The organism is Polaromonas sp. P1_F8 (assembly GCF_056405635.1).
On sequence record NZ_JBFUBS010000001.1, the window covers coordinates 613,570 to 637,828 of the forward strand.

The window sequence follows — 24,259 nt, forward strand, 5'->3', positions numbered from 1 at the left end:
TGGTTCCCATCTTTCTCACTTGATTCGGATCGGCTCAGTTTCGCAGCAGCTTGCAGTCGGCGGCGCTGGTGAGTGAAGGGCCCGCGACCAGATAGAAGAGCGGCAACGGGCTGACTTTCTTTACGTTGCCAGACAGGAAACCGCAGCCGAGAAAGGCCTCTGGATTCGAGAACTTGTACCGGATACCCCAGCCCGTCACGAAGTACACAATCTCCTCCTGGCCAGGGATTGAGACTATATTGTCGAGCAACTCTCCCACACCCTGTGGAGCCCCTTCGCCTTCGCGTGTCGCTACCGCGAAGCTCAAGCGACGCGCCGTTCGGCACGCAGTCGCGTCCGGCAGCGCGATACCGTTATTCATCGCCTCCAACTCCTTGGACGATATCTTCTGCACGTCGCTCCAGAGGAACCCACACCCGAGGAAAGCATCGGCGTTGGCAATCAGGTGCTTCGTCCCGTCCGGAAGCACGTAGTACACCTCCGGTCTGCCATCAACCATTACCGGCGCGCGATCGGCCGGCGCCTTCTGTATGGGACGCAGCCCGCGCACCATCTCGCAGGTCGGCACATCCGAAAGGGGGTACATGCGGATCCTGAACGCATAGTCGAGCCACTCCTGTGGCACCGTCACCACATCGGTCCACTTGAAGCCGCAGCCGAGGAATGTTTCCGGATTCACGAAAGGATAGATTGGTCCGTCGGCCAGTGCCAGGTAGACCGTGGGACTTCCCTGCACGGTGACGACCTTGTCGTTCTCATGCGCTCGTGCGCCATCTGGAGCGCCAAGACATGCGGCAGCGAATAGGGCAACCGCGCCCAATAGATAAAGCTTCTTCACATGCCCCTCCCATTTTTTTAGTTTTGAGAGACCGCAAGCTGCGGCCACAAGCGTCTTCTATTGCGTCTTCTATTTAACCAACCCCAGCACATCCCTGAACACCTCATGCTCCGCCGTGCGCAGCCACTCAAACGCCACCATCTCGGTCGTCACCAGTTCGGCGCCGTTGCCGGCCAGGCGGTCAAAGGCGGCATCGCGGTTGCGTTCGGTGCGTGAGCTGCAAGCGTCGGTGACCACCCAGACCTCGAACTCTTCCTCCAGCAAATCCAGCGCGGTCTGCATCAGGCAGACGTGGGCTTCGCAGCCGGCGATGACGATGGTGCTTCTGCCCTCTTCCGGCTCGGGCGCCGGCTTTTGCAGGTGTTTGGGCAGGCTGCGGGCATTTCCACCTGTGGGTGCCTTGCGCACCGGTGGGCGCAGCAGGTCGCCCAGGCCGTCGGCCACGGCGCTGAAGAACATCTTGTCCATGGTCTTGCCGCCGGCGGCTTCAATGGCGGCCTGTAATTCGGGCACGGTGGCGCCCAGGCTTTCGGGGTTTTCTTCCGTACCCCACACCGGTAAATCCAGCAATTTGGCCATGCGGGCCAGCCTGACGGCATTGGCCATGACGAGGTTGCCTTCAAAAATGGCGGGCATCAAAAGGGTCTGGTAGTCGACCAGTACAAGTTGGGAATCGTCGGCGTCAAGCAGCATCGGGGGTCCTGGGGAATTCTGGAGGCGTTCTGGAAAGAAGATCAGGCCGGGCTGCGCTGCAGGCGCTCCACCAGGCCGATCACATAAGCGTCGAACAGCAGCGTGGCGTCCTGCCCGAACATGCGGATGCGACCGGTATGTTGGAGAAGCAGCAAGCCCATGCCATGCGCGAACAAAGCCGTATTTTCGCGCAATGCGTCTTCGGCGTTCAAACCCATGGCCCGCAAGGCGGCTTCGCAGGGCCGCAAGGCGTCATGAAGGCGGTCATTGAGCCGCTGGTTCAGCTCGGTACCCAGCCCGCGCAGGCGCATGCCCTGCATGAGGTAAAAACCCAGATCCAGATCGCGCGGGTTGGCCGCAAAAAAACCAAACCAGGCGCTGGCCTTGGCTTCCAGCACCTCAGCCGGACCGCCCCGCGCCTCACCCGCAGATGCCACCACGCCATGGAGGCGCTCCAGGCACTCGGCCAGCAAGGCGCCGTAAATGGCTTCCTTGTTTTCAAAATAGGAATAGATGGCCCCGGCGGTGTAGCCCGCCTCCTTGGCGATCTCGCGGATGCTGGCGCCGTCAATGCCCAGGCGTTCGAAGACGGATCGGGCGGCGTCCAGCATCAGGGTTCGGCGTAAATCGTTTTGGACCTGCTGGCGATCTATTCGGGTTTGCATCGCCAGAATATAGGCGTGAAAGCCGTCTATCCAGGGTGCGATTTCCGGTGAAAATTAACGCTTGTTCTAAAAATTAAACGTTGTTTAAATTCACTGGATGACGCCAGAAGATCCACCACCATCGCAGCTTCATTCGTCACATGATCGGCCTGGCCTCGCCCGCCGCCTGCCCGGCCAGCCTGATTAGCTACTAATTTGATAGCTGCTCGCGCCCGTTCACAAAGGGCTGGAGACCCATTTAGCTCAAATCCAGCCCCAAGCCCTTATTCAGGCTCGATTCCCGCGGCCTTGATGATCTTTCCCCATTTCAGCGTTTCTGCCGCCTGAAACTTGCGCAGCTCTTCCGGGTTGCTGGTGAAGATTTCGGTGCCGCTGGACTGGTAAAACGGCGCGGCCGAAGGGCTGCGGGCCGCCTTCACCAGCATGTCGCTGAGCTTGGCCACCACATCGGCGGGCGTGCCGGCCGGCGCATAGGCAGCAAACCAGTAGGTCATTTCATACCCCTTGACGCCAGCTTCGGCGATGGTCGGCACCTCGGGCGCCAGCGGCGAGCGCTGGCGGGTGGAAACACCCAGCGCCTTGAGCTTGCCGCCCTTGACCTGCGGCAGGCCGGTCGCCATGTCGGTGATCATCATGTCGATCTGGCCGCCCAGCAGGTCCGTCACCGCGGGCGGGTTGCTCTTGTACGGAATGTTCAGGATGTAGGTGCCCGTCATCTGCTTGAACTGCTCACCCGCCACGCGGCTGGACGAGCTGCCGCTGCCGAAAGACAGCTTGCCGGGTTTCGATTTGGCCAGCGCAATGAACTCCGCCACGCTGTTGACCGGCAGTGCCGGGTTGACCACCATGATCTGGCCGCCGCGGCCTAGCGCGGTCAGCGGTGCGAAGTCCTTTACCGGGTCGTAAGGCAGTTTCTTGAACAGGTGCTCGTTGGCGGACTGCGTGGTATTGGTGGTGATGAACACGGTGTAGCCGTCGGGCTTCGCCTTGGCAGCTGCCTGGGCGCCGATGAAGCTGTTGGCGCCGGGCTTGTTGTCCACCACCACGCTGACTTTGCTGTCATTGGTCACGGCCTGGCCGATGGCGCGCGCCAGCTGGTCGGTCGCGCTGCCGGCCGCAAACGGCACAACAAAGGTGATCGGCTTTTCAGGAAAGCCCTGCGCCTGTGCCGCCATGGGCACGGCGAGAGGCGCGATGGCCCATAGCGCGGCGATGCCGAGCATGGCGGGGCGGATGCGGCTGTGGATGGATTTTTGAGTGGCGGTTTTCACGTTGTCTCCTGATGTTGTGATGGGGCTATCTGACGTTGTTGATCTCGTCTTGGTGTCCTGGTGAATCGGTTCCGTTAAAAAGCGTGGTCTCCTCCGGCCAGCAGGCCCGCCAGCGCCGCAGGAACCTCGATGGGTAAATCCAGCAGCCAGAATGAAAGCGACTTGCCGTGCGTGTCGAGGTTGAGCGCGTCATTCACGCCGCCGTCGAGCACGTCGTCGAGCACAAAGTTCAGGGCACCCAGCAAAGGCAGCTCAAACCGCTGCACACGGCTGGGCTTGCGGTGGGCAAAGTGGCGCGCCACGGCGGCTTCGCTCAGCTGCTGCAAAAGAACGGGATAAAGCTCAGCGTGCCAGGCAATCACGCTGATGTTGGAACGGTTGCCCTTGTCGCCGGTTCGCCCGTGCGCGGCGCGGTACAGCGGGACCGTGATCATGGCCTGGCTCATGCGGCCTCCCCTGCGGTAGCCAGCGCTGCGGTATCGAGCATCCTGAACGACACCTTCACGGCTTCGCGGGGCACCAGGCAGGGCAGCGTGTTGAGCCTTGGCGTCAAGGCCGTGCGCACGCCGCCGCCGCCAGCCGGGCCGCAGCAATACAGGGCTGTGACTTCCCGCGTCAGCCGCTCGGCCTCAAGGCGGTCAGTGTGTGTGGCGGCCACGCGCAAGCGTACATCGCGCGCGTCGCCGGGCGGCGTTGCGGCCAGCAGGCCGCCGGCGTCGTCGCCCATGACGCTGAGCGCGCCGACCAGGTCTACCCGCAATGCCAGGGCCGGCAGGCGCTGGCGCAGCACATCGGCGGCCAGACGGGCGCGGGCCTCGGCGCGCGGGCCGGCGTAAGAGATTTCACCTTCGGCCAGCCAGCCGCCCTCATGGCAGAGGTTGACCTTGAGGCTGGGAGGCCGGGCATGGCCGCGCACACCGCTCAGCGCCACGCGGTTGGGGCCGGCTTGTTCAATCTGCGCCGTGGTGATGTCCGCCACCACGTCGGGCGTGAGGTAGGCGGCCGGGTCATGCACTTCATACAACAACTGCTCCTTGACGCTGGCAAGGTTCACCAGCCCGCCGGTGTTGGCGGCCTTGCCGATGATGCAGTTGCCGTCGGCGCTGATTTCGGCAATCGGATAGCCGACGGCGTGCAAATCGGGAACGTCCTTGTAGCCGGGGTCTGCGAAATAGCCGCCGCAAACCTGCGCCCCGCACTCCAGCAGATGGCCGGCCATGGTGGCGCGTGCCAGCCGGTCCCAGTCGTCGGCATGCCAGCCAAAGTGCGACATGGCAGGCCCGACGGCCAGTGACGGATCGGCCACGCGGCCAGCCACCACGATTTGCGCGCCGGCGTCCAGCGCAGCGGCAATCGCTTCAGCGCCAATGTAGGCATTGGCGCTGACCATGCGGATACCGTCCAGTGCGCTGCCCAGCTGGGTGCGCAGCAGCTCGCGATGCCGCTCTTCCGAGAGGTCATCACCTTCGACCACCGCAATACGCGGCGCAGGCAAACCCAGCTCCCGGGCCATGGCCTGAATATGCCGCGCCGCGCCCATCGGGTTGGCCGCGCCGAAGTTGCTGACGATGCGGATGTTGTGCTGCAGGCAGCGCGCCAGCACGGGACGCAGCATGTCGTCCAGCAGCGGCTCAAAGCCGGCGCCGGGGTCGGCGCGGCGGCGCAATTGCGCCAGCGCCAGCGTGCGTTCGGCCAGCGTCTCGAAAATCAAAAAAGCCGGCCCGCCCCGCGCGATCAGGGTGTCCACCACCGGACCGGCCGCGTCCACACGGTCACCCGAAAAGCCGGCCGCGCAACCGATCAGCAGGTTGGCGGGCGGCGTGGCGGTACGGGCGGCTGCAGCAGCGGTGGTAGAGGTCATCATGGCCAAGCGGTGGATGCCATGAATTTAAGCCCCCACCTTTTATTTGTAAAATGCAAAATTCCTATCGATTGACTTGAAAATCAGATTAATGGCCGCACCCACCACCACCCCGAAAAATGCGGCCCGCCTGCCTCCACGCAGCCCCAACCTGTCGACGCGCCAGCTGCGGGCTTTTCTGGCGCTGGCGGAGCTGAGCAGCTTTACCCGGGCCGCTGCCGCCTGCCACCTGTCGCAGCCTGCGTTCAGCGCGCTGATCCAGACGCTGGAAACGGAGCTGAACACCCGGCTGTTTGACCGCGACACGCGCAGCGTGCAGCTGACAGCGGAAGGCAGATTGTTTGAAGCGCCGGCGCGGCAATTGCTGGGTGACTTCAGCGCCGCGGTGGGCGAGATGAGCGACCACGTCGAGCGCCGCAAGGGGCGTGTGCATGTGGCGGCCCTGCCCTCACTCGCGGCGGGCTGGCTGCCTTCCATTTTTGCGGAGTTCGGGCAGGCCTGGCCCGGCATTGAGCTGAACCTCAGCGACCTGCTGTCGGACGCCTGCATTGAGCTGGTGCGCAGCGGCAAGGCCGACTTCGCGCTTGCCTCAACAGGCGCCACGCACGCGGGCCTGACCACGCAGCTGCTGTGCACCGACCGTTTTCACCTGGTCTGCCGCACGGACCATCCCCTGGCCACAGAAAAAGTATTGACGCTGAAGAAACTGGCGGCCTACCCGTTTATCCATATGTCGCGCAATAGCAGCGTGAGACAGGCGCTGGACGCAGCGCTGCACCCGTTGCAGACCCATACGGTGCTGGAAGTGGACCAGCTGGCGACGGTGACCGGCATGATTGAGGCAGGCATCGGCATCAGCGTGGTGCCGGCGCTCACGCTCTTTCACTTTGAGCGAAAGAACCTGCTGACGCGGCCGCTGGCCACGCCTGGCCTGTCACGAAAAATTTATGCCGTGCGCCGGCAGGAAGGCAGCCTTTCAGTGGCGGCGCAGGCACTGCACGACCTGGTCATGGAACGCATGAAAGCGTGGCAGCCGGGGCCGCAGCAGCCGATGCGCCGCAAACCCGGAAAGCCTTAGGGCTTTAGGACTTTTTAGGGCTTAGAGCGAGCCCAGATCCTGGACGGCATCCACAACCATGCTGGTACCCAGCGCAATCAACAGGATGTCGGTGGCGACACGCACATACTTGTGGCCTGAGGGCGGAGGGCCTAGGCGCACCACCACCGATGCAGGCACCGGGTAATAGACCACGCCGGCCGGCAGCGGTTGCCCGATGGCGTACTTTTTGGCCTGGCCGGGGGGCATGCAGCCGTTGTTTTTCTTGGCAAGGCCCGGTGGGCAATGACCGGACTTGAATTGTTTGCCGTAGTAGTCCTGGAGCACCACACGCTGCTCGGGAACAAAATAGCCGCCGACCCTGACGTCTTCGTGTTTCTTGCCTTTGGATTTCTTGTCTTTTTTGCCGCCGTGGTCGTCCTGGTCTGACTGCTCCACCTGGCTGTGCTTGCCGCCCTTGTCCTTGTTCTTGCCGCCGCCAGCCCATTCGGGTTTCTCGGCAAAGCTTGTGGAGCACATCAGTGCACCTGCCATCAAAAGTGCCAAGCTGCGGCTGGACAGGCGCAAACCTGTTTTCGGTGTGTGTATTGTTGTCATCGTGGTTCTCCAGTGGTTTTCGGTTCAGGGCTCGCCGGACACAGGCAGCAAGTGCGCAGCGTCCCTTTTTCAACGGCGGCCTGCGGTTGCCGTTGACAGGGCTTTCACGCCGCGTTGCACTCTGCGGGCATGTCCATCCTTACGGGCATGCCGGCACACGCAAAGCTGCACAATTCTGGCGGCAAAACACAGCATGGGGATGTAAGGAAACAAGCTGTTTCACAGTCATACGTTGTCACGTATCTGGAGGTCTGGCGTTTTCTGCCGGTCACAATTACGACAGGAGAAAAAACCCGAGTGCTATATTTTTCATAGCTTCTCGCGCCCGTTCCAATTGGCCTGCAGGCATTTAAGACCTGCAAAACAATTACCTCAAACCACCGCGCTACTTTTTCGGTTCGGCAAACTTGAGCAGGCGTGTGGCCAGCAGCGTTTCAGCCAGGAAGCAAACCAGCGCGAGAAGAAAGCACACCACGCCCGACAAAAAACAGACAGTGGCAATGCGCAGGGTCGGCAACTCACTCGTCTCACCCAAAAACAGCAGGATGATGGTAGTGCCGATCAGCATGGCGCAAAAGGTCAGAAAGGCGATGCAGATGTTGACCAGCCAGCCGCGCTGGCGCAACTCGCGCAGTTCGGCATACATGCGGTGCGCGCGGGCCTCTTCCACGCCGCCGGTCTCCAGCCGGTTCTCCAGGAAACGCGCGCGGTCGATGATGCGCGCCAGCCGCCCGGCGACGGCGGCGATCATTCCCGAAACAGCGGTGAGCAAAAACACCGGCGCCACTGCCAGTTGAATACCGTGGGTGACCGTCGCAAGGTCGGGCGCAAAGTTCATGCGGGGCTCCGGGGGTTCATGAAATGGGTATTGTCATGCAAACATCAGGCCAGCAGGCCTGCCGGTCGCCTGCCTTTGCGGACGATGCCCTACACGGATGTCGTCGCTGTCCGACAGCTCGCGGCGTGCGGTCGTCCCCACAATGAACTCCAAGGCAGTGCCCGCGTTGCCTTTTTTCCCTGCGACCGCCATCGCGGCACTGCACCGAATTATTTCCACCAAAGGATTTTCCATGCTCCCCAATAACGAGGGACAGCGCGTCCCTGACGTCACCTTCAAGACACGCCAGAACGACCAATGGGTTGATGTGAAAAGCACCGACCTGTTTGCCGGAAAAAACGTCGTGGTTTTTTCGCTCCCCGGCGCCTACACGCCCACCTGCTCTTCCACCCACTTGCCGCGCTTTAATGCGCTGGCCAACACCTTCAAGGCCAACGGCATTGACGACGTGGTCTGCTTCTCGGTCAATGACGCCTTTGTGATGAACGATTGGGGCAAGGCGCAGGAGGCCGGCAATATCACCCTGATCCCGGACGGCAATGGCGACTTCTCCAAAGGTATGGGCATGCTGGTCGACAAAAGCGATCTCGGCTTCGGCAAGCGCTCCTGGCGTTATTCCATGCTGGTGCGGGACGGCGTGGTCGAGAAAATGTTCATTGAACCTGAAAAGGAAGGTGACCCGTTTGAGGTGTCCGACGCCGACACCATGCTCAGGTACGTCGCCCCGAACGCGGTAGCGCCCGAACCCGTCACCCTCTTCAGCAAGCCGGGCTGCCCGTTTTGCGCAAAAGCCCGGGCCATGCTGGACGAAGCAGGCCTTAGCTACGAGGAGATCACCCTGGGCCAGGGCATCACCACCAGCACGCTGCAAGCGGTTGCAGGCGCGGGAACGGCGCCACAAGTATTCGCAGGCGGGAAAAAAATCGGCGGGTCGGAAGACCTGCAAGCCTGGTTGGAAAAGTCCCGGCCACAGTCTGAACCGCGCCAGTTTCTCAGCTAGCCGGCCGCAGCGCTTTTTGCCCTGCGCCGGGCGCGCCAGCTGACCACCGCTTCGCAGGCGTCAAAGTGCTTGAGCAGGTTCTGCTTTTGCCGTTCGAGCAGCGAACTGGCGGCAATCATCTGCGGCCATGACTCACACGCTTTTCCCACTGCTTCATTGAGCACGCCGCGCACGCGCGTTTCAAACATGCCCGTGGCGTTGCAAAAACTGCGCAGCGTTTTGGCGGTCAGCCTGGCCTGCTTTTCACCACCGGGCACAAAGCGCAGCGCGTGGCCCCTGCCGCCCAGGTAGGCCGCGTAGGCCACCACGTCGTAGGCCGGAGACAACTCGGGCGTGCGGCCGTCACGGTAGACCACGCCAAAGTTTTTGACGTGGGCGTCATAGTTGCCGAGCATTTCATTGACCATCACGCGGCGGATCAGTTCTTCTGCAGCGCCCTCGCCAAGGTGCGCATCCAGGCTCATGCCTTCGCGCAAAGTCCGGGTCATGGCGGCGTAGGTTGCGGCGGGATGCGTGTATTTTTCTTCCGGCTGGATGCGCAGGATCTGCGCAAAGTCTTCGCAATGAATGTGGCCTTCAGGGCCGCGGTCAAAGCGCTTGACGGCCAGAAAATGCCGGCTTTCGCCGAGCACAAACGGTTGCTCGGCGACGATCTCGTCCATGGGCGCCAGCCAGGCCTCACACACGTTCACGCCGGCTGCCCGTGCCAGCCGCAGGGAAAGCTCTTCTACTTCGGGCAACAGGGCAAATTCAGCCGTGGGCAGCTTGGCGATGATGTGGGTGCCCTGCGCGTCACGGGTGCGCGCCACATAACGCCCCGGCTGCTGCACCAGCGCCAGCTTGGGCTGTACGCCCGACAGCGATGTCGCGTCGGGCAAGGGATCAGCCGTGACGGACATCTCAAGCGCGTCGTTGTGCTGCGTTACCACGGCGGCCAGCGCATCGGCATCAAGGTGCGCGGGATAGGCATACACATTGCCCGGCAGGTCCGTGCCGCAGGCGGCCAGCATGTCGAAATGGTCGTTGGGCCCGCAGCCGCGCAGCTGTTCCAGATGGCGGCGCAACGGCCCTTCGGGCAGCAGGTTCTGAAAGAATGCCGGCAAGCGCCCGCCTTCGGCATTGAAGAACGGGGTGTTCACATAACTGCGCCAGAAAATCCCCCGGCGCTGCGGGTCGTCGTCGGTAGCGGCCCAGGAGAACACCGGCGAATCGGGGTTGGACCAAAAAACCTCGTCTGGAATGAAACGTGTGAGCGCGCTACTGCCCGTGCCGTACTGGAACAGCAGGCCGGCACGCAAGGTGCCGATATAAATATCAAGCGCCAGAACGTTCATGGATCAGGGCCTGACGTTCTTGATGTTTGCCGCAGCGAGCTGGGAAGTTTCGGCCACGATGCGGTCCACCCGCGACAACGCCGGCGCCGGCCCCTCGGGGGCTTGCGCCTGCAGCCCTGCAGCCACCACCTTGGGCAGCAGCAGCACCTCCAGCCCAAGCTGGTCGGCAATGGCCATCAGCGTGGTCACGCGTGGCGCGGTCTTGCCCTGCAGGACGCTGCGCACCGACAAAGGCGTCAGCCCCGTGCTTTCGGCAACGGCCTGGTAATCCAGCCCCAGGCGCTGGCGCTGGCCTTCCAGGCTGGCAGCAACTTCAGACAATGTTTTCATAGATAGATAAATATCGTTTCTTGTTAAAACGATAGTATTTTATCCAATCAAACCATATCAATCAATACCAAACTAGCGTTTTATACAAAAACAATAGTTAAATATCGTTTATCGAGAGCTGACTTCTTCTTTTAATTCCTGTAGCGCCGCCACATGCAGGGGACAGCATCCGCAGCTAGTCGGCATAAACACCGGCCGCCTTGATGATGGGCCCCCACCGGGCAATTTCGTTGCCCAGAAAGCTGCGGTGCCCGGCCAGCGTGGCACGGTCATCCTCCACGATCTGTATGCCTGATGCAATTTGCGCCTGCCTGAAGGCAGGTGTTTTCATGGCCACCCGCAGCACATCGTTGAGCCGCTGCTGGATGTGCGGCGGCGTGTCCTTCGGCGCGTAAAGGGCAAACCAGATGCTGAGCTCGACACCCGAAATGCCGAACCGTGCCATGGTCGGAACTGCGGCGAGCGACGTGCCGGTAAGGGGTTTGGCGGAGGTCACGGCAATTGCCTTGAGCTTGCCGGCCTGGATATGGCCGACCGTCGTAGGGGTGGGGTCACAGATCATGTCCACATGCCCGCCAAGCAGGTCTGCCACTGCGGGCGCACTGCCGCGGTAGGGCACGGTCGTAATGCTGACTTTCAATGAAGACTGGAGCAGCAAGCCGCACAGGTGCGATGACGAGCCCACACCGGCGTGCGCGAGCCTCACCTGCGGCTGCCGGGCCATCCACCGGATGAGGCTCACCACGGAGTCCGCAGGTACCTGCGGCCGCGCGGCCAGCACGAGCGGCGTGTCGACCACCACTCCCAGCGGCGCGAAATCCACATCCGGCTTGAAGCCCAGGTTCCGGTAGAGCGCCGGTGAAGTCGCCATGCCGATGTGCCCCATCAGCAGCGTGTGGCCATCGGCTGGTGCCCGCATTGCGATGACCGTCCCGAGGTTGCCGCCAGCGCCGGACAGATTCTGGACAACCACAGGCTGGCGCAGCTGGGCCTGCATCGGCACGGCAAGCTCCCTGGCCAGCTTGTCCATGGGCCCCCCGGCTGCAAAGGGCACGATGAGGGTGACCGGTTTGGTGGGATAGGCCTCCTGAGCGCACGCAGACGCAGCGCAGAAGGCGAGCATGAAGGCAATGCAGATGGCTCTGGTCATAAATCCCCCTCGGGTTGGTTAAACGGATACGGATTGCGTTGCCAGGCCCCCGGCGGCAGGCGGCGGCCTGCGCGATGCGTCCACCTCGAGCGCACCAAAAGACAGGTGTTCGTTCACATCAAGCAGCGCATTCACTGCGGCTTCGTCCAGCCCGCACTGCAAGCCCACCAGGGCAGCCGCTATCGATACGCCCTCCACCCTGGACTTCTGGCAGGCACGGGCAACCAGTTCATGCGCACGGTTCAGGCCGATGCGCCTGGCCAGCGCCATCTGCACGGTCTCGGTGACGATTGCCCCGTCTGTGAGGGCAACGTTGCGCGCCATCCTGGCGGAGTCCACCACCAGCTCGTCCAGCATGGTCGTGGCCTGCGCCAGAAGAGCACCCATCAGGGAAAAGCACAGCGGCACTGCATGCAGCTCGACATACCAGGCGTCCAGCGACCTTTCGTTCTCCACGAGCGCCGCGTCCAGCATCATCGGAGCCGTGTGAAACAGCATCCTCGAAAGGGCGACGACGGACGACGCCGCGACCGGATTGTTTTTCTGCGGCATGGTGCTGCTGGCGCCCCTGCCGGCGGCAAAAGCCACCTCACCGACTTCCGTGCTGGAAAGCATCAGCAGGTCCCGGCCGATCTTTCCGAGGGTCGCAGCGATCTGCGACAAAAGAAGCACCGCCTCGGCCGGGCCGTCACGCATGCAATGCCACGCAATATCCGGTTCGTTCAACCCCAGCTTTTGCATCAGGCGCCGGCGTGTTTCATGCCCCGCGCCGGAGAATGAAGCAAGCGTGCCCACAGCGCCACCCAGTTGCCCGGTGGCCACGCGCGGCACAGCCTCTGCAAGCCTGTCCATCTGCCGCAGCACGCCGGAATTCCAGACCGCAGCCTTGAAGCCGAACGTGACGGGCAACGCATGCTGCTGATTGGTCCGTCCGGCCTGGATGCTGCGCTGATGGGTCACAGCCAGCGCACCCAACGCCCCCGAAAGCTGTGCCAGCGAATCGCCGATCAGTGCAAACGCTTCCTGCATCTGGAGCGCCAGTGCGCAATCCATCACGTCCTGGGTCGTTGCGCCATAGTGCACATACTGGCCCAGGTCACCGCGGCACAGGTTGACCACCTGGCTCACCAGCCCCACCATGGGCAGGCCGACCAGGCGCGTCTTCTGCTTGAGTTGCGCAAAATCGATGTTTTCGACGTGGGCAACGCGACAGATTTCATCCGCCGCATCCTGGGGAATGACACCCAGTTCAGCCTGCACGACGGCAAGTTCACGCTCGAAACGAAGGCAGCGGTCGACAAAATTCCGCTCTGAAAAGATGCCAGCGATGGCCCCGCCGTCATGCAAATCACTGAAGAGCTGGTTCATTCGTCAGGCCCTTTGCGTTGCCACAGATGTTGCTAGGTGAAACTAACTGTATCCAATATGATATTTCTGTAAAAACGATTTGTTGAGATCCCTCCGTTCTCTTTTAGCGATGGGTTGACCATGAATGTTCTGGGCCTGAAAACGTTTGCCGCCGTCGCCAGCCAGGGCGGCATTACTTCTGCCGCGCAAACGCTGCACACCGTGCAATCCAATATCACCCAACGCATCCGGATGCTGGAATCGGAGTTGGGCCTGGCGCTTTTCAAGCGCCACAGCCGGGGCATGGAACTGACGCGTGCGGGCCAGCGGCTGCTGCCCTATGCCAATCGCATCGTGGCGCTGATGGATGAAGCGCAGGCTGCGGCCAAAGGGGAGGAAGACGCTCCCGCCGTCCTGACAATCGGCTCGATGGAGACCACCGCTGCGGTCCGGCTGCCGTCGCTGCTCGCCGCATACCGCCGCGTGCTTCCGCAGGTGGCCATCTCGCTGGAAACCGGCCCGACCGCGACACTGATCGAGGCCGTGCTCACGCGGCGCCTGGATGGCGCGTTCATCGCCGGCCCGCTCAACAACCATGCGCTGGTCAGCCTGGTCGCGTTTGAAGAAGAACTGGTGCTCGTCTCGTCTGCCAGCTGGGTGCGCCCCAGTGAGCTCGGCAGGCGCCTGGAAAACGGCGCGGCGGCGATCATGTTCAAGACCGGCTGCTCTTATCGCCAGCGGTTCGAACAGCTTCTGAGCGAGCGCGGCTGGCCCAGGTACACCCGGCTTGAAATGGGCACACTGGAAGGCATCCTGGGCTGTGTTGCCGCGGAGGTCGGCATCTCGCTGCTCCCGCGGTCCGTTGTCGAAAACGCCGCCAACAGGTCCGCCTTACGGTGCCATCCATCGACGGGCAAGAAATACGCCGTCAAAACACTTTTTATCCGCCGGCGCGACGAGCACCCCGGCGAAGCCTTGCAGCAATTCATGAACCTGCTGTAAGCCAAGCGCACGGCATCAGAACACAGCCTCTAACCAAACTTGCGCGCTGCATCCAGCGCCAGCCCGACGCCGATGCTCCCGAAGCGGTCGCCCTCCACGCTGCGCGCCTGCGGCAGCATTGCCGAGATCTGTTCGCGCAGCAAAGGCACCCCGCTGGAGCCGCCGGTGAAAAACACGGTGTCAATGTCGTCGGCGTTGACAACCGCGTCCTTGACCAGCCCCATCACGGTACGCGCCACAGTGCCGACCAGCTCATTGATGGCCGCGTCGAAATCGGGCCGGTGCAAGGTGAGCGTCTCGCCCGGGGCAATGCGCCCCAGATCCATGACGGTTTCTGGCGCATCCGACAGCGCGATCTTGGCCGCTTCCACTTGCATGGCCAGCCAGTGCCCTGCCCGTTCGCGCACCAGGTTTTGCAGGCGGTCCAGTTTGTCTTTCTCGATTGCGCCACGCCGGATATCGCTGATCTGCGTCCACGACTTCTTGCTGTAGGCCTGGTTGATGGTGTGCCAGGTCGCCAGATTGAAGTACTGGGCCGACGGCACCTGCAACCCGCTGTGAAGCAAACTGCCCAGGCCCAGCGTGGGCATCACGCTGGCAAGGCTCAGGTATTTGTCGAAGTCCGTGCCGCCTATGTGCACGCCGCCGCTGGCCAAAATATCATCGCGCCTGTCGGCCTTGCGGGCGCGCTCGGGGGACAGGCGCACCAGCGCGAAGTCCGAGGTGCCGCCGCCGATGTCGACCACCAGCACAAGCTCTTCGCGCCTGATCTGCGATTCGTAGTCGAACGCCGCCGCAATCGGCTCGTACTGAAAGGCAATGTCTTTGAGACCCACTGCATGTGCGATCTCGGCCAACGTGTTTTCGGCTTTCTTGTCCGCGGCAGCATCGTCGTCGACAAAAAACACCGGGCGACCCAGCACGGCCTGGTTGAAGGGCTGGTCTGCGGCTTTTTCAGCGCGGTGCTTGAGCTCACCGATGAACTGTGCCAACAGCACACGAAACGGCAACGCACGGCCGGCGACCTCGGTGTGGTCATCGATCATCGACGTGCCGAGCAGGCTTTTGAGCGAACGCATCAGGCGGCCTTCATAGCCGGCCAGGTAGTCGGCCAGCGCCGCGCGGCCGTAGCTCACATGCTCGTCCTCGGCATGAAAAAACACCACCGACGGCAGCGTGGGTTTGCCGCCTTCAAGCGCCAGCAATGCGGGAAACCCCGGCCGGCTCCAGCCCGCCGTGGAGTTGGAGGTGCCGAAGTCGATCCCACAGGCGCGGGGTGCGCTCACCGCCCTGCCGGCCTGGCGAAGCCGCTTTCGGCCCACGCCACGGCGCTGGTGCGGTTGAGCTTGAAGGAGGGTGCCACGCGCACTTGCGCGAGATGCTCACCCGCTTCATCGGTGGCGCTAAGCAGGCCGTGTGGGTTGTCTTCGTCAGGAACGATGTCGAGCGAGACGGTGACACGCGCCGCGTTGGCCGTCACGGTGATGCTCTGGTGCAGCGTGGCATGCAGCTGCTGCTCATGCCGGCGCACAAATTCGGAAGCAGTTTTGACCAGTGTGCTGAAGGCCGGGCCATCCAGCGGCTTGGGGTTCTTCTTGTCGCGCCCCATGGTCCACGGCCCCACCAGTGCAGGCTCGGGCTCGCCGTCCTTGATCATGGCGACAGCCCAGCCGTCGTCGTCTTCGTTCTTGATGACCTTGGCTGTCCAACCGTCACCGCACCAGAGCCTGGGCTCCTGGACGGGTTGGGTGTCGTTGGGGGATTCATCGGCCAGGTCGGCCGGGGTGCGGGAGTCAGTCAAAACGCGGTCACTCGGGTGGGGCGCCCCGGCAAGGAGCCGGGGGCAAATTCAGGTCACGCACCGCCTTCAAACAACACGGTGCGCATGGGGGACCGGATTTTACAGCTCTCGCAGAACCTCGTCACAGGCCAAGGTCGCTGAGGCTGGGGTGATCGTCGGGCCGGCGCCCGAGCGGCCAATGAAACTTGCGGTCGGCGGGCTTGATGGGCAGGTCGTTGATGCTGGCGTGGCGCACGGCCATCAGGCCGTTGTCGTCGAACTCCCAGTTCTCATTGCCATAGGAGCGAAACCAGTTGCCGGCGTCGTCATGCCACTCATAGGCAAAGCGCACCGCGATGCGGTTGCCGCCAAAGGCCCAGAGCTCCTTGATGAGGCGGTAGTCCAGCTCGCGCACCCATTTGCGCGACAGCAGCCCGGCGATCTCCTCGCGGCCCGTGACGAACTCGGCGCGGTTGCGCCATTTGCTTTGCGGTGTGTAGGCCATCGACACGCGCTCCGGCTCACGCGTGTTCCAGCCGTCTTCGGCGGCGCGGACTTTCTGCACGGCGGTTTCAAGGGTAAAGGGGGGAAGCGGCGGCCGTGATTCCATGGGGATCTCCTGGGGTTGAAATAATTGCGCAAAACCAGATGTAGACAGATTTGTCTACTTGGGCGAAATTCTGTCACATGTAGACAAACCTGTCTACATGACGTCTACAATGCGCCATGGACGTCTCTACCCTCCCCGCACGCGAGCGAATCCTCGTCACGGCACACGAACTTTTCTACCGCGACGGCCTGCGCGCCACCGGCATCGACCGCATCATTGCCGAGTCGGGCGTGGCCAAGCTCACCTTCTACCGGCACTTTCCCAGCAAGGACGAATTGATCCGCATCTTCCTGGACTACCGGCATGAACGCTGGATGGGCTGGTTTGTCGACGCGCTGGGCCGCCATGGCGCGCAACCCGGCGGTGGGCTGGCGCCGCTGGTGCAGGCCATGGCCGAGTGGTTTGCCGACCCGGCGTTTCGCGGTTGCGCTTTCATCAATGCCGTGGCGGAAGTGGGCGGCACCCTGCCTGGCGTGGCAGACATTGCACGCCGGCACAAGCAGGACATGCAGCAGGTCATTGCCGATTTGCTGCCATACGGCGCGGGCCAAACCGAGGCGGCGCGGGCTGCGGCTCTGGCAGTGGACGGCGCCATCGTGCGGGCGCAGATGGACGGCGCCGATGCGGCGCTGGCAGGCCTGCGCCTATTGCTGGGCGGGCTGGACAGCCCGGCCGGAAAAACGGGCAGCCGCTAGGTTTTTCCAGGCCGGCGCGATTTTTCTTTGGGCCGCGACGCAAGCGCAACGCCCGCACGCTCAACCGCCTTCACGGCCGGGCGTTTGCCCGACGCCACCCACTCGCCGTAAAAGTCGATCTTACTGTCCAGGAGCTTGAGCGCCAGCTGCCATTCGGCAATCATGTCCCTGACCTGTTCGCGGTGCGCGGCCAGCAGCGCCTGCCGCTGCGTGAGGGTGCTGCTGCCCTGCTTGACCAGCGCTGTGTACTCCTGCATCTCGGCAATCGACATGCCGGTGCGCCGCAGGCGGTCCATCAGCTCCAGCCAGCTGATATGCAGCTCACCGTAGACGCGTCGGCCGCCGGCGTCGCGCGTCACGCCCGGGATCAGGCCCTGCGCCTCATACCAGCGTATGGTGTGCACGCTGCGGCCGGTGCGTGCGGCAAGCTGCCCGATCAGAAAACTTTCAGCCATGCCCGACTGTATAACGGCTCAGGCGGCAAGCGCGGGGGCCTCCAGCGCAGCGCTCACCAGGGCGGTGTCGAAGTACTCCGTCAGCTCTTTCATTTGCCCGCCTTCCATGCGGCAAACATAGCAATAGCGGTTGTTGTAGGCCTTGCCGGCATGGGTGGTAACTTGCCCGCGGAACTCGATGACGACCATGTCGCCGTCGGCCATCACGCGTTGCGTCGTGCTGACATAAGGCGTGGCGAACTGGGCAAACAGCGGCCGCAGCAGCTCGGTGACGACCGCCTGCTTGCCGCGGTAGGTGCGCGACCAGGGCGTGCTGCCCTCAAGGGTCCAGCAAAAATCATCTGCCATGGCGTCGACAAATGCCTGGCCGTTGCCTTTGTCCAGTTCGGCCATGACCTCCTGCATGCGCTGGCGGTTGGCGGCTGTGATGTTGTTGGTGGATGCTGAACTCATGATGAAACTCCTTGACGGCTTCTTCGCATGGACTGCGAAGTGGATGGTCGATACAGGCCGGCAACATTGCCAGGACCCTGAAAGGATTGGAATACCTGGAGTGCACTCAAGGTCAAGTCCTGGAGGCAGGGTGCCGCAAAATTCACCATCAAATCGGCTTCTGGCGCAATAAGGACGGGCGCAAGCAGCTATGCTTTTAATAGCAAACCTACAATGGCGCATGAACCCCAAAAAGCCCGCAACAAGTGAATGGGTCAGCAAGATGCTGGCTGTACTGAAAACCGGCAACACCCCGGCGGCGCTGGCCCAGATCAAGGCCACCACCAGCAGCAAGGACTTGCAGCAATTGCACGCCGCGCTGGAAAAAGCGCAGCTGCTCAAACAACTTAAGGGCGTTGACACCGCCATTTCAGACCAGTTGCAGGCGCTGGCCTCGCCGCGGCTGAGCCGCTCGCCCTGAACGCTTCAGGTCCGTTCCCTTTCAGGCGGGGCGGATTTCAAACTGCGCATCGCCCATGTAGCGGTTGGGGCCCAGCGCGGCCGTCACGGCGGCCAGCTCGGCCGCCTGCCATTGGTTGAAGATTTCCAGCTCGTCGCTTGACAGGACATCTTCGGCCGGCGCTTCGCCGTAAGTCGCCACCAGTTTCATATAGGCCGCGTACACCGGCCAGACCAGGCTTTCGTCTCCCAGCTCGGCTTCCAGCGCCGTCCTGAAGCGTTGCTCGGCGGCCTGCAGCTCTTCTGCAGAGGCGTCTTCATAGGCGTAAAGCCTGAGGCGGTAGCTCACGGTTGTTTCTCTCAAGGCAAAACGGGACAAGGATCAGGGTGTTTGCGGCTTCACCGGTACAGGCATGCCCTGCGTCAGCTCGATGCGGCGCCGCAGCTTTGCCGCTTCCTGGGTGTCGCCGCCCTGCTCTGCCCGGCGCAGCTGAACGCCCAGCCAGGCCAGCAGCGGCCGGCGCCAGCCTTGCACAGACGCCGTATCAATCGCCTGGGTGATCACGGCAGGACTGGCCTTACCGGCCTGCAGCATCACGCCGGCAGCCACCAGCTTTGACAAGGGGTCGGCAATGGCCGTCACAGCGCCGGCGTCACCAGCCGCGGCGCGGCGCTGCGCCTCAGGCAGCAAGGCGATGCCCTGCGGCTGCACCTGACCCTTGAGGTAATCAGCGTAGGCGCGCTGGGCGTCGGTGGCGTCCTCGCGCAGTTTCTCAAAGCCGGTGCACGGCTCATCAAGCACCAGGCTGGCCACCCGGGTGGCGCAGTGCAGCAGCTCGGCGGTAGCTAACAGCTCGGCCCGGCCGGAGCGTGTCAGCTGGGTGCGGGCGCGCCCGAGTTCGGCCATCTCGACGCGGCTGTTGCCTTCCATGTAGGCGGCCACAGAGCGGTCCATTGAGCCTTTGGCCTCGAGTTGCCAGTCGGGCGGTTGCGGACCGCCGGCACAGGCGGCCAGCAGCAAAGCCGAAGTCAGTGCGGCATACGTAAAGATGTTCTTCATGGCAACTTCATCTCCGCGTCGCGGGCGTCTTTGGCGAAAGGCCATTTGCGGCTGATTTCGTTGATGAGGCCTTCGACCTTGCGCAGGCTGGCTTCCACGTCGGCGCGCAGCGCGCCCAGGTCGTCAGTGGCATCTTTGGCGTTGCGGGTGACGGCCTGGGCGTCCTGCAGCAATGCATCCACTTTCTTGAGGCTGGTGCGGGCCTCGCCCAGCATGGCGTTGAGCTGAACCACGGTGGCCCGGGTTTCGGGCATCAGTCCCTTGTCGCCGAACACCTGGGTATCGGTTTTGGCGGCCAGCCCGTCGAGTTTGGTGAGCAGCGAGTTGGTGCGCTCCAGCGTGGCGGCAAACTTTTTGGCCTCTGCCTCGCTGCCCAGCAACACCGTCAACGCGCCGCCCGGCCCGTTAAGCCGCTCCGTCAGCGTCTGCAGGTTGGCCAGGCTGGTGCCCACCGCACCCCCGCTACCCGTGAGGGTGTTGAGGTTTTCAATCAGGTCCTTGGCGGCAGCAATCACTTTGGGCACTTCGCCGGCCGCATCGCCCAGCAGCACCGTGCGTTCCGCGCCGTCGGGCAGCGGCGGGTCGTTCAGCAGGCCGGTGTAGGCGCGGATGTTGGTGCCACCGACGAGGCCGCGCACCAGCGTGAAGACGCTGGTGGTACGCAGCCAGTGGGCATCCTTCGCGGCCACATCCACCAATATGCGGGCCTTGCCGTCGCTGGCCAGCTCGATGCGCTTGACGCGGCCTATCGGGAAACCCGAGAAAGTCAGGTCCATGCCGACCACCACGCCTTCGGAATCCTCCGCAATGAGTACCAGGCTTTGCGTGGACTCAAACGCCCCGCGCGCATACATCACATAAAGGGCCGAGCCCACCACCAACAGCAGCATGAAGAGCAGCAGCAGCCGGGCCTTGAACTCCAGGCTGGCGATCTCCGCCGGCGAAGACTCTGCCTCGCGCGCCGGCTGGAGCGGGTCCGGCCGGCCGTGCTCCGGAGATGAAGGGTCGTGGGGTGAGCTCATGGATTGTTATTTGGTATTGTTTTTGGTATTTTTTGAGGAGATCAATAGTAGTTGCCCACCAGCGAAGCCACTTCAATCAGCAAAATCACGGCGAACATGCGCACGAGGCCGCGCATCTCGGCGCTGGTGCGCACGCTGGCTTCGCCCATGCCGTAAAGCGCCGAGGCCATGGGGATCAACGACACGGCCAGGCAGAAGAACAGGGTTTTGAGCACAAAGATCAGCGTGACGGAAGGGCTGAAGACCTGGCCGAAGAGCCGGGTGTAGGCCGCCAGGCCCGACAAGGCAAAGCCGTAGGTCGCCATATAGGCCACCACCAGTGCCACCACGCAGCTGAGCGCAGCCAGCGTGATGCCGGAGAACATGCCCGCCACCACGCGCGGCAGCACTTCGCGCCGCACCGGCTCGATGCCGCGCTGGCGCATCTCGTCCAGTTCACCGCTGGCCTGCATGGCGGTGAGTTCGGCGCCGTCGGGGATGGTGCAGCGCAACGCCACAAAAAGCGCTGCCGTCAGCGGAATCAGCTCCAGCACCAGCACCCGGATCACGACCTGCAACGCGTACTGCGACAAGCCGTAGCTCAGCGCGGTGACCAGTACGATGCGCGTGAGCACCACGGTGACCAGCGCGCACAGCAAGGTAAAGCCCAGCAGGATGGGCGCCGTGTTGATGTAGATGTGGCGGGAAAGTACCGTGCGGCTTTGCGGGCTGTAGCTGGAAGGCGAGAGGGTCAGCACCAGGATGATCGCGCCCAATTTCACCAGACGCCACCATTCGATCAGCCAGTGCTGGGCGGTGCGGCGTGTTTGCGAGAGGCGGCCTTGCCAGGATGATGCTGTTGAAGCCATTGGGCCATGATACCCGCGGGCTATTGCCTGTCCATGTAGGATGGCAGGCTTTCGCCCGGTGCGGGCGCCCTCTCCTCTCTCCCCCTTTTCACCACCGCTTCATCATGGCCATCGACACCTGGACCGCCTACTTCCTCGCCTCCATCCTGATCGCGCTCTCACCCGGCTCGGGCGCGGTGCTGGCCATGAGCCATGGCCTGAGCTACGGCATGCGGCGCACGCGTGCCACCATCGCGGGCCTGCAGCTCGGGCTGGTGGTGATCTTGCTGGTGGCCGGGGCGGGGGTGGGTTCGCTGCTGGTGGCGTCCGAGCTGGCCTTCAGCATCGTGAAAGTGCTGGGCGCGCTCTACCTGATCTACATCGGCTGGTCGCAGTGGCGGTCATCGAACGGCATCGCGGCGGAAGAAGCCGGCCCGGCAGCCGATGCGAACGGCATTTCAGCGCGCAGGCGCTTCCTGACCGGCCTGCTGACCAACGTCACCAACCCCAAAGGCATCCTCTTCATGGTCGCGGTGCTGCCGCAGTTCATCAGCCCCGCCCGGCCGCTGTGGCCGCAGCTGCTGGTGATGGCGCTCACGACCGTGGCGGTCGACACCGTGGTGATGCACGGCTATGCGTTTGCAGCCAGCCGCCTGCAAAAGCTGTTCAGGAATGCGCGCGCGGTGCGGCTGCAAAACCGGCTGTTCGGCGGCATGCTGATGGCAGTGGGTGCGGGCCTGTTTTTCGTCAAACGCAGCCACGCTGCGGCGCATTAGGCCTGCAGATTGCTATTAAAACAATAGCTGCTTGCGCCCGTTGATAAAGGGTCGAAGCCCAAAAACCCTCAAAATAGCAGCGACCCTTCCCTTAGATCGGACGGTCCACAGCCTGCGCCGACACAATGCCCGCCAGCTTGCGCAGGGCGCTGTCGGTCTCGCTGGAAAACGGTGAGCCGCAACTGATGCGCAGGAAGTGGTCAAAGCGGTTCGAGTTGGAAAACATGGAGCCGGGCGCCACCCGTATGCCCTGCCGGATGGCGGTGTCAAACACCGCCTGTGCAGACGTGCCCGCCGGCAGCTCCACCCACAGCATCATGCTGCCATGGGGCACCGACAGCCGGGTTCCGGCAGGAAAGTGCGCCGCAATCGCTTCGGCCATCTGCTCGCGCTGCACATTGAGCATGCGGCGCAGCCGGGCCAGGTGGCGGTCATAGGCGCTGGAGGCCATGAACTCGGCCACGGCCAGCTGGCCCAGCATGTCGTTGGCGCGGCTTTGCGCGTACTTGAGCATCTTGATGCGCGCCTGCCAACGCCCGCCGGCAACCCAGCCCAGGCGCAGCCCGGGCGACAGGGTCTTGCGCAGCGACGCACAGTAAATCACCGAGCCGCTGCGGTCCCAGGCCTTGGCCGCCTTCAGCGGGATGTCGTCAGGCCCCAATGCGCCATAGGTGTCGTCTTCAATCAGTGCCACCTGCTGGCGCTCGCACAGCGCGACCAGCTTTTCCTTTTCACTGTCGGGCATGACGCTGCCGAGCGGGTTGTGGAAATTGGGGATCACCACCACGGCGCGTATGCGGCCGTGTGTCTGGAAGGCCAGGTCCAGCGCCTCCACGGAAATGCCCAGCTTCGGGCTGGTGGGAATCTCCAGCGCGCGCAGGCCCAGGCTTTCGAGGATCTGCAGCAAACCGTGGTACGTCGGTGACTCGACGGCCACGGTGTCGCCCGGCCGCGCCACCGCACGCAAGGCAACGTTCAGCGATTCAATGCAGCCGTGCGTGACCAGGATGTCTTCTGCCGACAGCCGCATGCCGGCCTCCAGCGCCCGCTTGGCCAGCACGGCGTTGAGCGGTGAATCGTTGAGAAAGTCGGGCGGGTTCACCAGCAGCTGCGGGTGCTTGCGCAACGCACGCGTGGCGGCGTTTTTCAGGGCCTCGGCGGGGTACATCTCAGGCGAGCCATAGGTGCCAGCCAGGTTGGTGACCAGCGGGTAGACATCGCATTTGGCGACGAAGTCGGACACCCGGTCATGGATGCCGACGTACTGCGCCGGATCCAGCCTGTGACCGCATTCCGGCTCGCTGGGCGGCTGGATATCCATCCGGCGACGCTTGAGCACAAAGTAGCCCGAACGCGGCCGCGCCTCCAGCAGGCCTTCGTCTTCCAGCGTGTGGCAAGCCTCTACCGCGGTCGACAGGCTGACCTGGTGCAGCCGCGTCAGCGCCCTCACCGACGGCATGCGCTGCCCCGGCATCAAAACGCCGGACTGGATCGCCTGGCGGTAATGGCTGGAGAGCTGTAGATAGAGCGGTTGCGACAGGGATGGCGAGGGTTGCATGTCCATAAACCGAATGATCCGTGAAGGGGAAGCCGGGACACAGCCACAGATGGGGCGAAATCAGACCATAACAGATGAATAAATAGTCATCTGTACCGATACAGAAAGGACTTGCCTGGCTCTGTCGGGAAAGTGCCGGTCTCTTTAACCTTGATGTCACCTTCCCCATTTTTCCAGTTCACCAACCCATGAATGGAGCCGCCATGAAAGAGCACTTTGCCCCTCGCCACCTTCAACTGGACGCCGGTGAGTCCCTGTTTTTTCACACCAAAGCGGGAAGCGCCCTGATCAGCACCTCGGGCACGCTGTTGGTGACCGGCACCCCGCGCTGGCTTGGCGAGCAGGTCTTTCGCGACAGCATGCCGCTGGAGGCGGGACAGTCGCATACCGTCGCCCAGACTGGATGGATCACGGTGACCGCCCAGCACGGGGGCGCGGCATGCGTGCTGAGCCAAGCCCCGGCAAAAGCCCCCGGCCAGACGGGAAGCGCGCTTTTGAGGTACTTTGCAGGAATGATGAAAGCCGTGCGCGGCTGGCTGCGTGGCGCCGAGGCGGCATAGCCGCCGCCGGAAATAAATCGCCTCATCATTTTTTTAATTGAT

Annotated in this window: 29 protein-coding genes; 7 read left to right on the forward strand and 22 right to left on the reverse strand. The window is 63.0% G+C overall.

The genetic code is table 11. The features are described from left to right. Positions 1-34 precede the first annotated feature (34 nt). The 6 genes from AC1D1J_RS02985 to AC1D1J_RS03010 all read right to left on the reverse strand — a co-directional run bounded on the left by AC1D1J_RS02985 (position 35) and on the right by AC1D1J_RS03010 (position 5,328). Complete coding sequence (locus AC1D1J_RS02985) at positions 35-838, reverse strand: hypothetical protein (RefSeq protein ID WP_477685658.1); 804 nt, start codon at positions 836-838, stop codon at positions 35-37. 69 nt (positions 839-907) lie between these two features. Further along, on the reverse strand, positions 908-1,531 hold the full coding sequence (locus AC1D1J_RS02990; protein WP_477693848.1) for an isochorismatase family protein: 624 nt from the start codon (positions 1,529-1,531) through the stop codon (positions 908-910). A gap of 41 nt (positions 1,532-1,572) precedes the next feature. Then, positions 1,573-2,196 (reverse strand): TetR/AcrR family transcriptional regulator, encoded by a 624-nt coding sequence (locus AC1D1J_RS02995; protein ID WP_477693849.1) that lies wholly within the window; start codon positions 2,194-2,196, stop codon positions 1,573-1,575. Between the two features lie 263 nt (positions 2,197-2,459). After that, on the reverse strand, positions 2,460-3,419 hold the full coding sequence (locus AC1D1J_RS03000) for a Bug family tripartite tricarboxylate transporter substrate binding protein (RefSeq protein ID WP_477694461.1): 960 nt from the start codon (positions 3,417-3,419) through the stop codon (positions 2,460-2,462). A gap of 122 nt (positions 3,420-3,541) precedes the next feature. Further along, on the reverse strand, positions 3,542-3,913 hold the full coding sequence (locus tag AC1D1J_RS03005) for an AtuA-related protein (RefSeq protein WP_477685654.1): 372 nt from the start codon (positions 3,911-3,913) through the stop codon (positions 3,542-3,544). Beyond that, positions 3,910-5,328 (reverse strand): acyclic terpene utilization AtuA family protein, encoded by a 1,419-nt coding sequence (locus AC1D1J_RS03010; protein WP_477693850.1) that lies wholly within the window; start codon positions 5,326-5,328, stop codon positions 3,910-3,912. The genes AC1D1J_RS03005 and AC1D1J_RS03010 overlap by 4 nt, the downstream gene beginning before the upstream one ends. Before the next feature lie 130 nt (positions 5,329-5,458). On the opposite strand from AC1D1J_RS03010, the gene AC1D1J_RS03015 reads away from it, so the two are divergent. Further along, positions 5,459-6,406, forward strand: coding sequence for a LysR family transcriptional regulator (locus tag AC1D1J_RS03015; RefSeq protein WP_477694462.1), 948 nt, complete (start codon positions 5,459-5,461; stop codon positions 6,404-6,406). A 21-nt stretch (positions 6,407-6,427) separates the two neighbouring features. Here the strand turns inward: AC1D1J_RS03015 and AC1D1J_RS03020 are convergent, their stop codons facing one another. Both AC1D1J_RS03020 and AC1D1J_RS03025 read right to left on the reverse strand, forming a co-directional pair. After that, on the reverse strand, positions 6,428-6,982 hold the full coding sequence (locus AC1D1J_RS03020; RefSeq protein WP_477693851.1) for a hypothetical protein: 555 nt from the start codon (positions 6,980-6,982) through the stop codon (positions 6,428-6,430). Positions 6,983-7,367: 385 nt separating this feature from the next. After that, the gene (locus AC1D1J_RS03025; RefSeq protein WP_457280618.1) at positions 7,368-7,820 is read right to left on the reverse strand and encodes a DUF2721 domain-containing protein; all 453 of its coding nucleotides are present in this window, start codon (positions 7,818-7,820) and stop codon (positions 7,368-7,370) included. 232 nt (positions 7,821-8,052) lie between these two features. Between AC1D1J_RS03025 and AC1D1J_RS03030 the strand changes: the two genes are divergently transcribed. Beyond that, a complete protein-coding gene (locus AC1D1J_RS03030; RefSeq protein ID WP_477693852.1) occupies positions 8,053-8,820 on the forward strand; it encodes a glutathione peroxidase in 768 nt (255 codons plus the stop codon). Here AC1D1J_RS03030 and AC1D1J_RS03035 read toward each other — a convergent pair. From AC1D1J_RS03035 to AC1D1J_RS03050, 4 genes are all read right to left on the reverse strand, one after another. Continuing rightward, entirely contained in the window at positions 8,817-10,154 is a 1,338-nt protein-coding gene (locus AC1D1J_RS03035) for a type II toxin-antitoxin system HipA family toxin (RefSeq protein ID WP_477693853.1), read from the reverse strand. The two genes, AC1D1J_RS03030 and AC1D1J_RS03035, sit on opposite strands and share 4 nt — an antisense overlap. Positions 10,155-10,157: 3 nt before the next feature. Next, on the reverse strand, positions 10,158-10,484 hold the full coding sequence (locus AC1D1J_RS03040) for a helix-turn-helix domain-containing protein (protein ID WP_477693854.1): 327 nt from the start codon (positions 10,482-10,484) through the stop codon (positions 10,158-10,160). 175 nt (positions 10,485-10,659) lie between these two features. Then, positions 10,660-11,634, reverse strand: a complete 975-nt coding sequence (locus AC1D1J_RS03045; RefSeq protein WP_477693855.1) for a tripartite tricarboxylate transporter substrate-binding protein — start codon at positions 11,632-11,634, stop codon at positions 10,660-10,662. 18 nt (positions 11,635-11,652) lie between these two features. Then, positions 11,653-13,002: a class-II fumarase/aspartase family protein gene (locus AC1D1J_RS03050; protein WP_477693856.1), complete on the reverse strand. Its 1,350-nt coding sequence runs from the start codon at positions 13,000-13,002 to the stop codon at positions 11,653-11,655. A 120-nt stretch (positions 13,003-13,122) separates the two neighbouring features. Here AC1D1J_RS03050 and AC1D1J_RS03055 point away from each other — a divergent pair, with 120 nt between their 5' ends. After that, on the forward strand, positions 13,123-13,983 hold the full coding sequence (locus AC1D1J_RS03055; RefSeq protein ID WP_477685647.1) for a LysR substrate-binding domain-containing protein: 861 nt from the start codon (positions 13,123-13,125) through the stop codon (positions 13,981-13,983). Positions 13,984-14,012: 29 nt separating this feature from the next. Here AC1D1J_RS03055 and AC1D1J_RS03060 read toward each other — a convergent pair whose 3' ends face one another. The 3 genes from AC1D1J_RS03060 to AC1D1J_RS03070 form a co-directional block, all read right to left on the reverse strand. Further along, on the reverse strand, positions 14,013-15,269 hold the full coding sequence (locus AC1D1J_RS03060; protein ID WP_477693857.1) for an Hsp70 family protein: 1,257 nt from the start codon (positions 15,267-15,269) through the stop codon (positions 14,013-14,015). Next, positions 15,266-15,784, reverse strand: coding sequence for a hypothetical protein (locus tag AC1D1J_RS03065; RefSeq protein WP_477693858.1), 519 nt, complete (start codon positions 15,782-15,784; stop codon positions 15,266-15,268). Before AC1D1J_RS03065 ends, AC1D1J_RS03060 begins: the two co-directional genes overlap by 4 nt. Before the next feature lie 121 nt (positions 15,785-15,905). Next, complete coding sequence (locus AC1D1J_RS03070) at positions 15,906-16,373, reverse strand: nuclear transport factor 2 family protein (RefSeq protein WP_477693859.1); 468 nt, start codon at positions 16,371-16,373, stop codon at positions 15,906-15,908. A 116-nt stretch (positions 16,374-16,489) separates the two neighbouring features. Here AC1D1J_RS03070 and AC1D1J_RS03075 point away from each other — a divergent pair, with 116 nt between their 5' ends. Continuing rightward, positions 16,490-17,068, forward strand: coding sequence for a TetR/AcrR family transcriptional regulator (locus AC1D1J_RS03075; RefSeq protein ID WP_477693860.1), 579 nt, complete (start codon positions 16,490-16,492; stop codon positions 17,066-17,068). On the opposite strand, the gene AC1D1J_RS03080 is transcribed toward AC1D1J_RS03075, so the two are convergent. Then, on the reverse strand, positions 17,065-17,523 hold the full coding sequence (locus tag AC1D1J_RS03080) for a MerR family transcriptional regulator (protein WP_477693861.1): 459 nt from the start codon (positions 17,521-17,523) through the stop codon (positions 17,065-17,067). The two genes, AC1D1J_RS03075 and AC1D1J_RS03080, sit on opposite strands and share 4 nt — an antisense overlap. Before the next feature lie 18 nt (positions 17,524-17,541). Further along, positions 17,542-17,976 carry a nuclear transport factor 2 family protein gene (locus AC1D1J_RS03085; protein WP_477693862.1) on the reverse strand — a complete coding sequence of 145 codons (435 nt, stop codon included), beginning with the start codon at positions 17,974-17,976 and terminating at the stop codon, positions 17,542-17,544. Positions 17,977-18,196: 220 nt separating this feature from the next. Here AC1D1J_RS03085 and AC1D1J_RS03090 point away from each other — a divergent pair, with 220 nt between their 5' ends. Next, positions 18,197-18,436, forward strand: coding sequence for a hypothetical protein (locus tag AC1D1J_RS03090; RefSeq protein ID WP_477685641.1), 240 nt, complete (start codon positions 18,197-18,199; stop codon positions 18,434-18,436). Between the two features lie 21 nt (positions 18,437-18,457). Here the strand turns inward: AC1D1J_RS03090 and AC1D1J_RS03095 are convergent, their stop codons facing one another. Genes AC1D1J_RS03095 through AC1D1J_RS03110 form a run of 4 tightly spaced genes read right to left on the reverse strand, consistent with a single transcriptional unit; the run spans position 18,458 to position 21,344 of the window. Then, on the reverse strand, positions 18,458-18,763 hold the full coding sequence (locus AC1D1J_RS03095) for a hypothetical protein (RefSeq protein ID WP_477685640.1): 306 nt from the start codon (positions 18,761-18,763) through the stop codon (positions 18,458-18,460). Between the two features lie 33 nt (positions 18,764-18,796). Then, positions 18,797-19,474 (reverse strand): hypothetical protein, encoded by a 678-nt coding sequence (locus tag AC1D1J_RS03100; protein WP_477693863.1) that lies wholly within the window; start codon positions 19,472-19,474, stop codon positions 18,797-18,799. Beyond that, entirely contained in the window at positions 19,471-20,496 is a 1,026-nt protein-coding gene (locus AC1D1J_RS03105; protein ID WP_477685638.1) for an MlaD family protein, read from the reverse strand. The genes AC1D1J_RS03100 and AC1D1J_RS03105 overlap by 4 nt, the downstream gene beginning before the upstream one ends. A gap of 41 nt (positions 20,497-20,537) precedes the next feature. Continuing rightward, on the reverse strand, positions 20,538-21,344 hold the full coding sequence (locus AC1D1J_RS03110; protein ID WP_477685637.1) for an MlaE family ABC transporter permease: 807 nt from the start codon (positions 21,342-21,344) through the stop codon (positions 20,538-20,540). A 104-nt stretch (positions 21,345-21,448) separates the two neighbouring features. On the opposite strand from AC1D1J_RS03110, the gene AC1D1J_RS03115 reads away from it, so the two are divergent. Beyond that, entirely contained in the window at positions 21,449-22,099 is a 651-nt protein-coding gene (locus tag AC1D1J_RS03115; protein WP_477693864.1) for a LysE family transporter, read from the forward strand. A gap of 91 nt (positions 22,100-22,190) precedes the next feature. Here the strand turns inward: AC1D1J_RS03115 and AC1D1J_RS03120 are convergent, their stop codons facing one another. After that, positions 22,191-23,663: an aminotransferase-like domain-containing protein gene (locus AC1D1J_RS03120; RefSeq protein ID WP_477693865.1), complete on the reverse strand. Its 1,473-nt coding sequence runs from the start codon at positions 23,661-23,663 to the stop codon at positions 22,191-22,193. Between the two features lie 197 nt (positions 23,664-23,860). Between AC1D1J_RS03120 and AC1D1J_RS03125 the strand changes: the two genes are divergently transcribed. Next, positions 23,861-24,217 carry a hypothetical protein gene (locus AC1D1J_RS03125; protein ID WP_477693866.1) on the forward strand — a complete coding sequence of 119 codons (357 nt, stop codon included), beginning with the start codon at positions 23,861-23,863 and terminating at the stop codon, positions 24,215-24,217. The last annotated feature ends 42 nt before the right edge of the window (positions 24,218-24,259 follow it).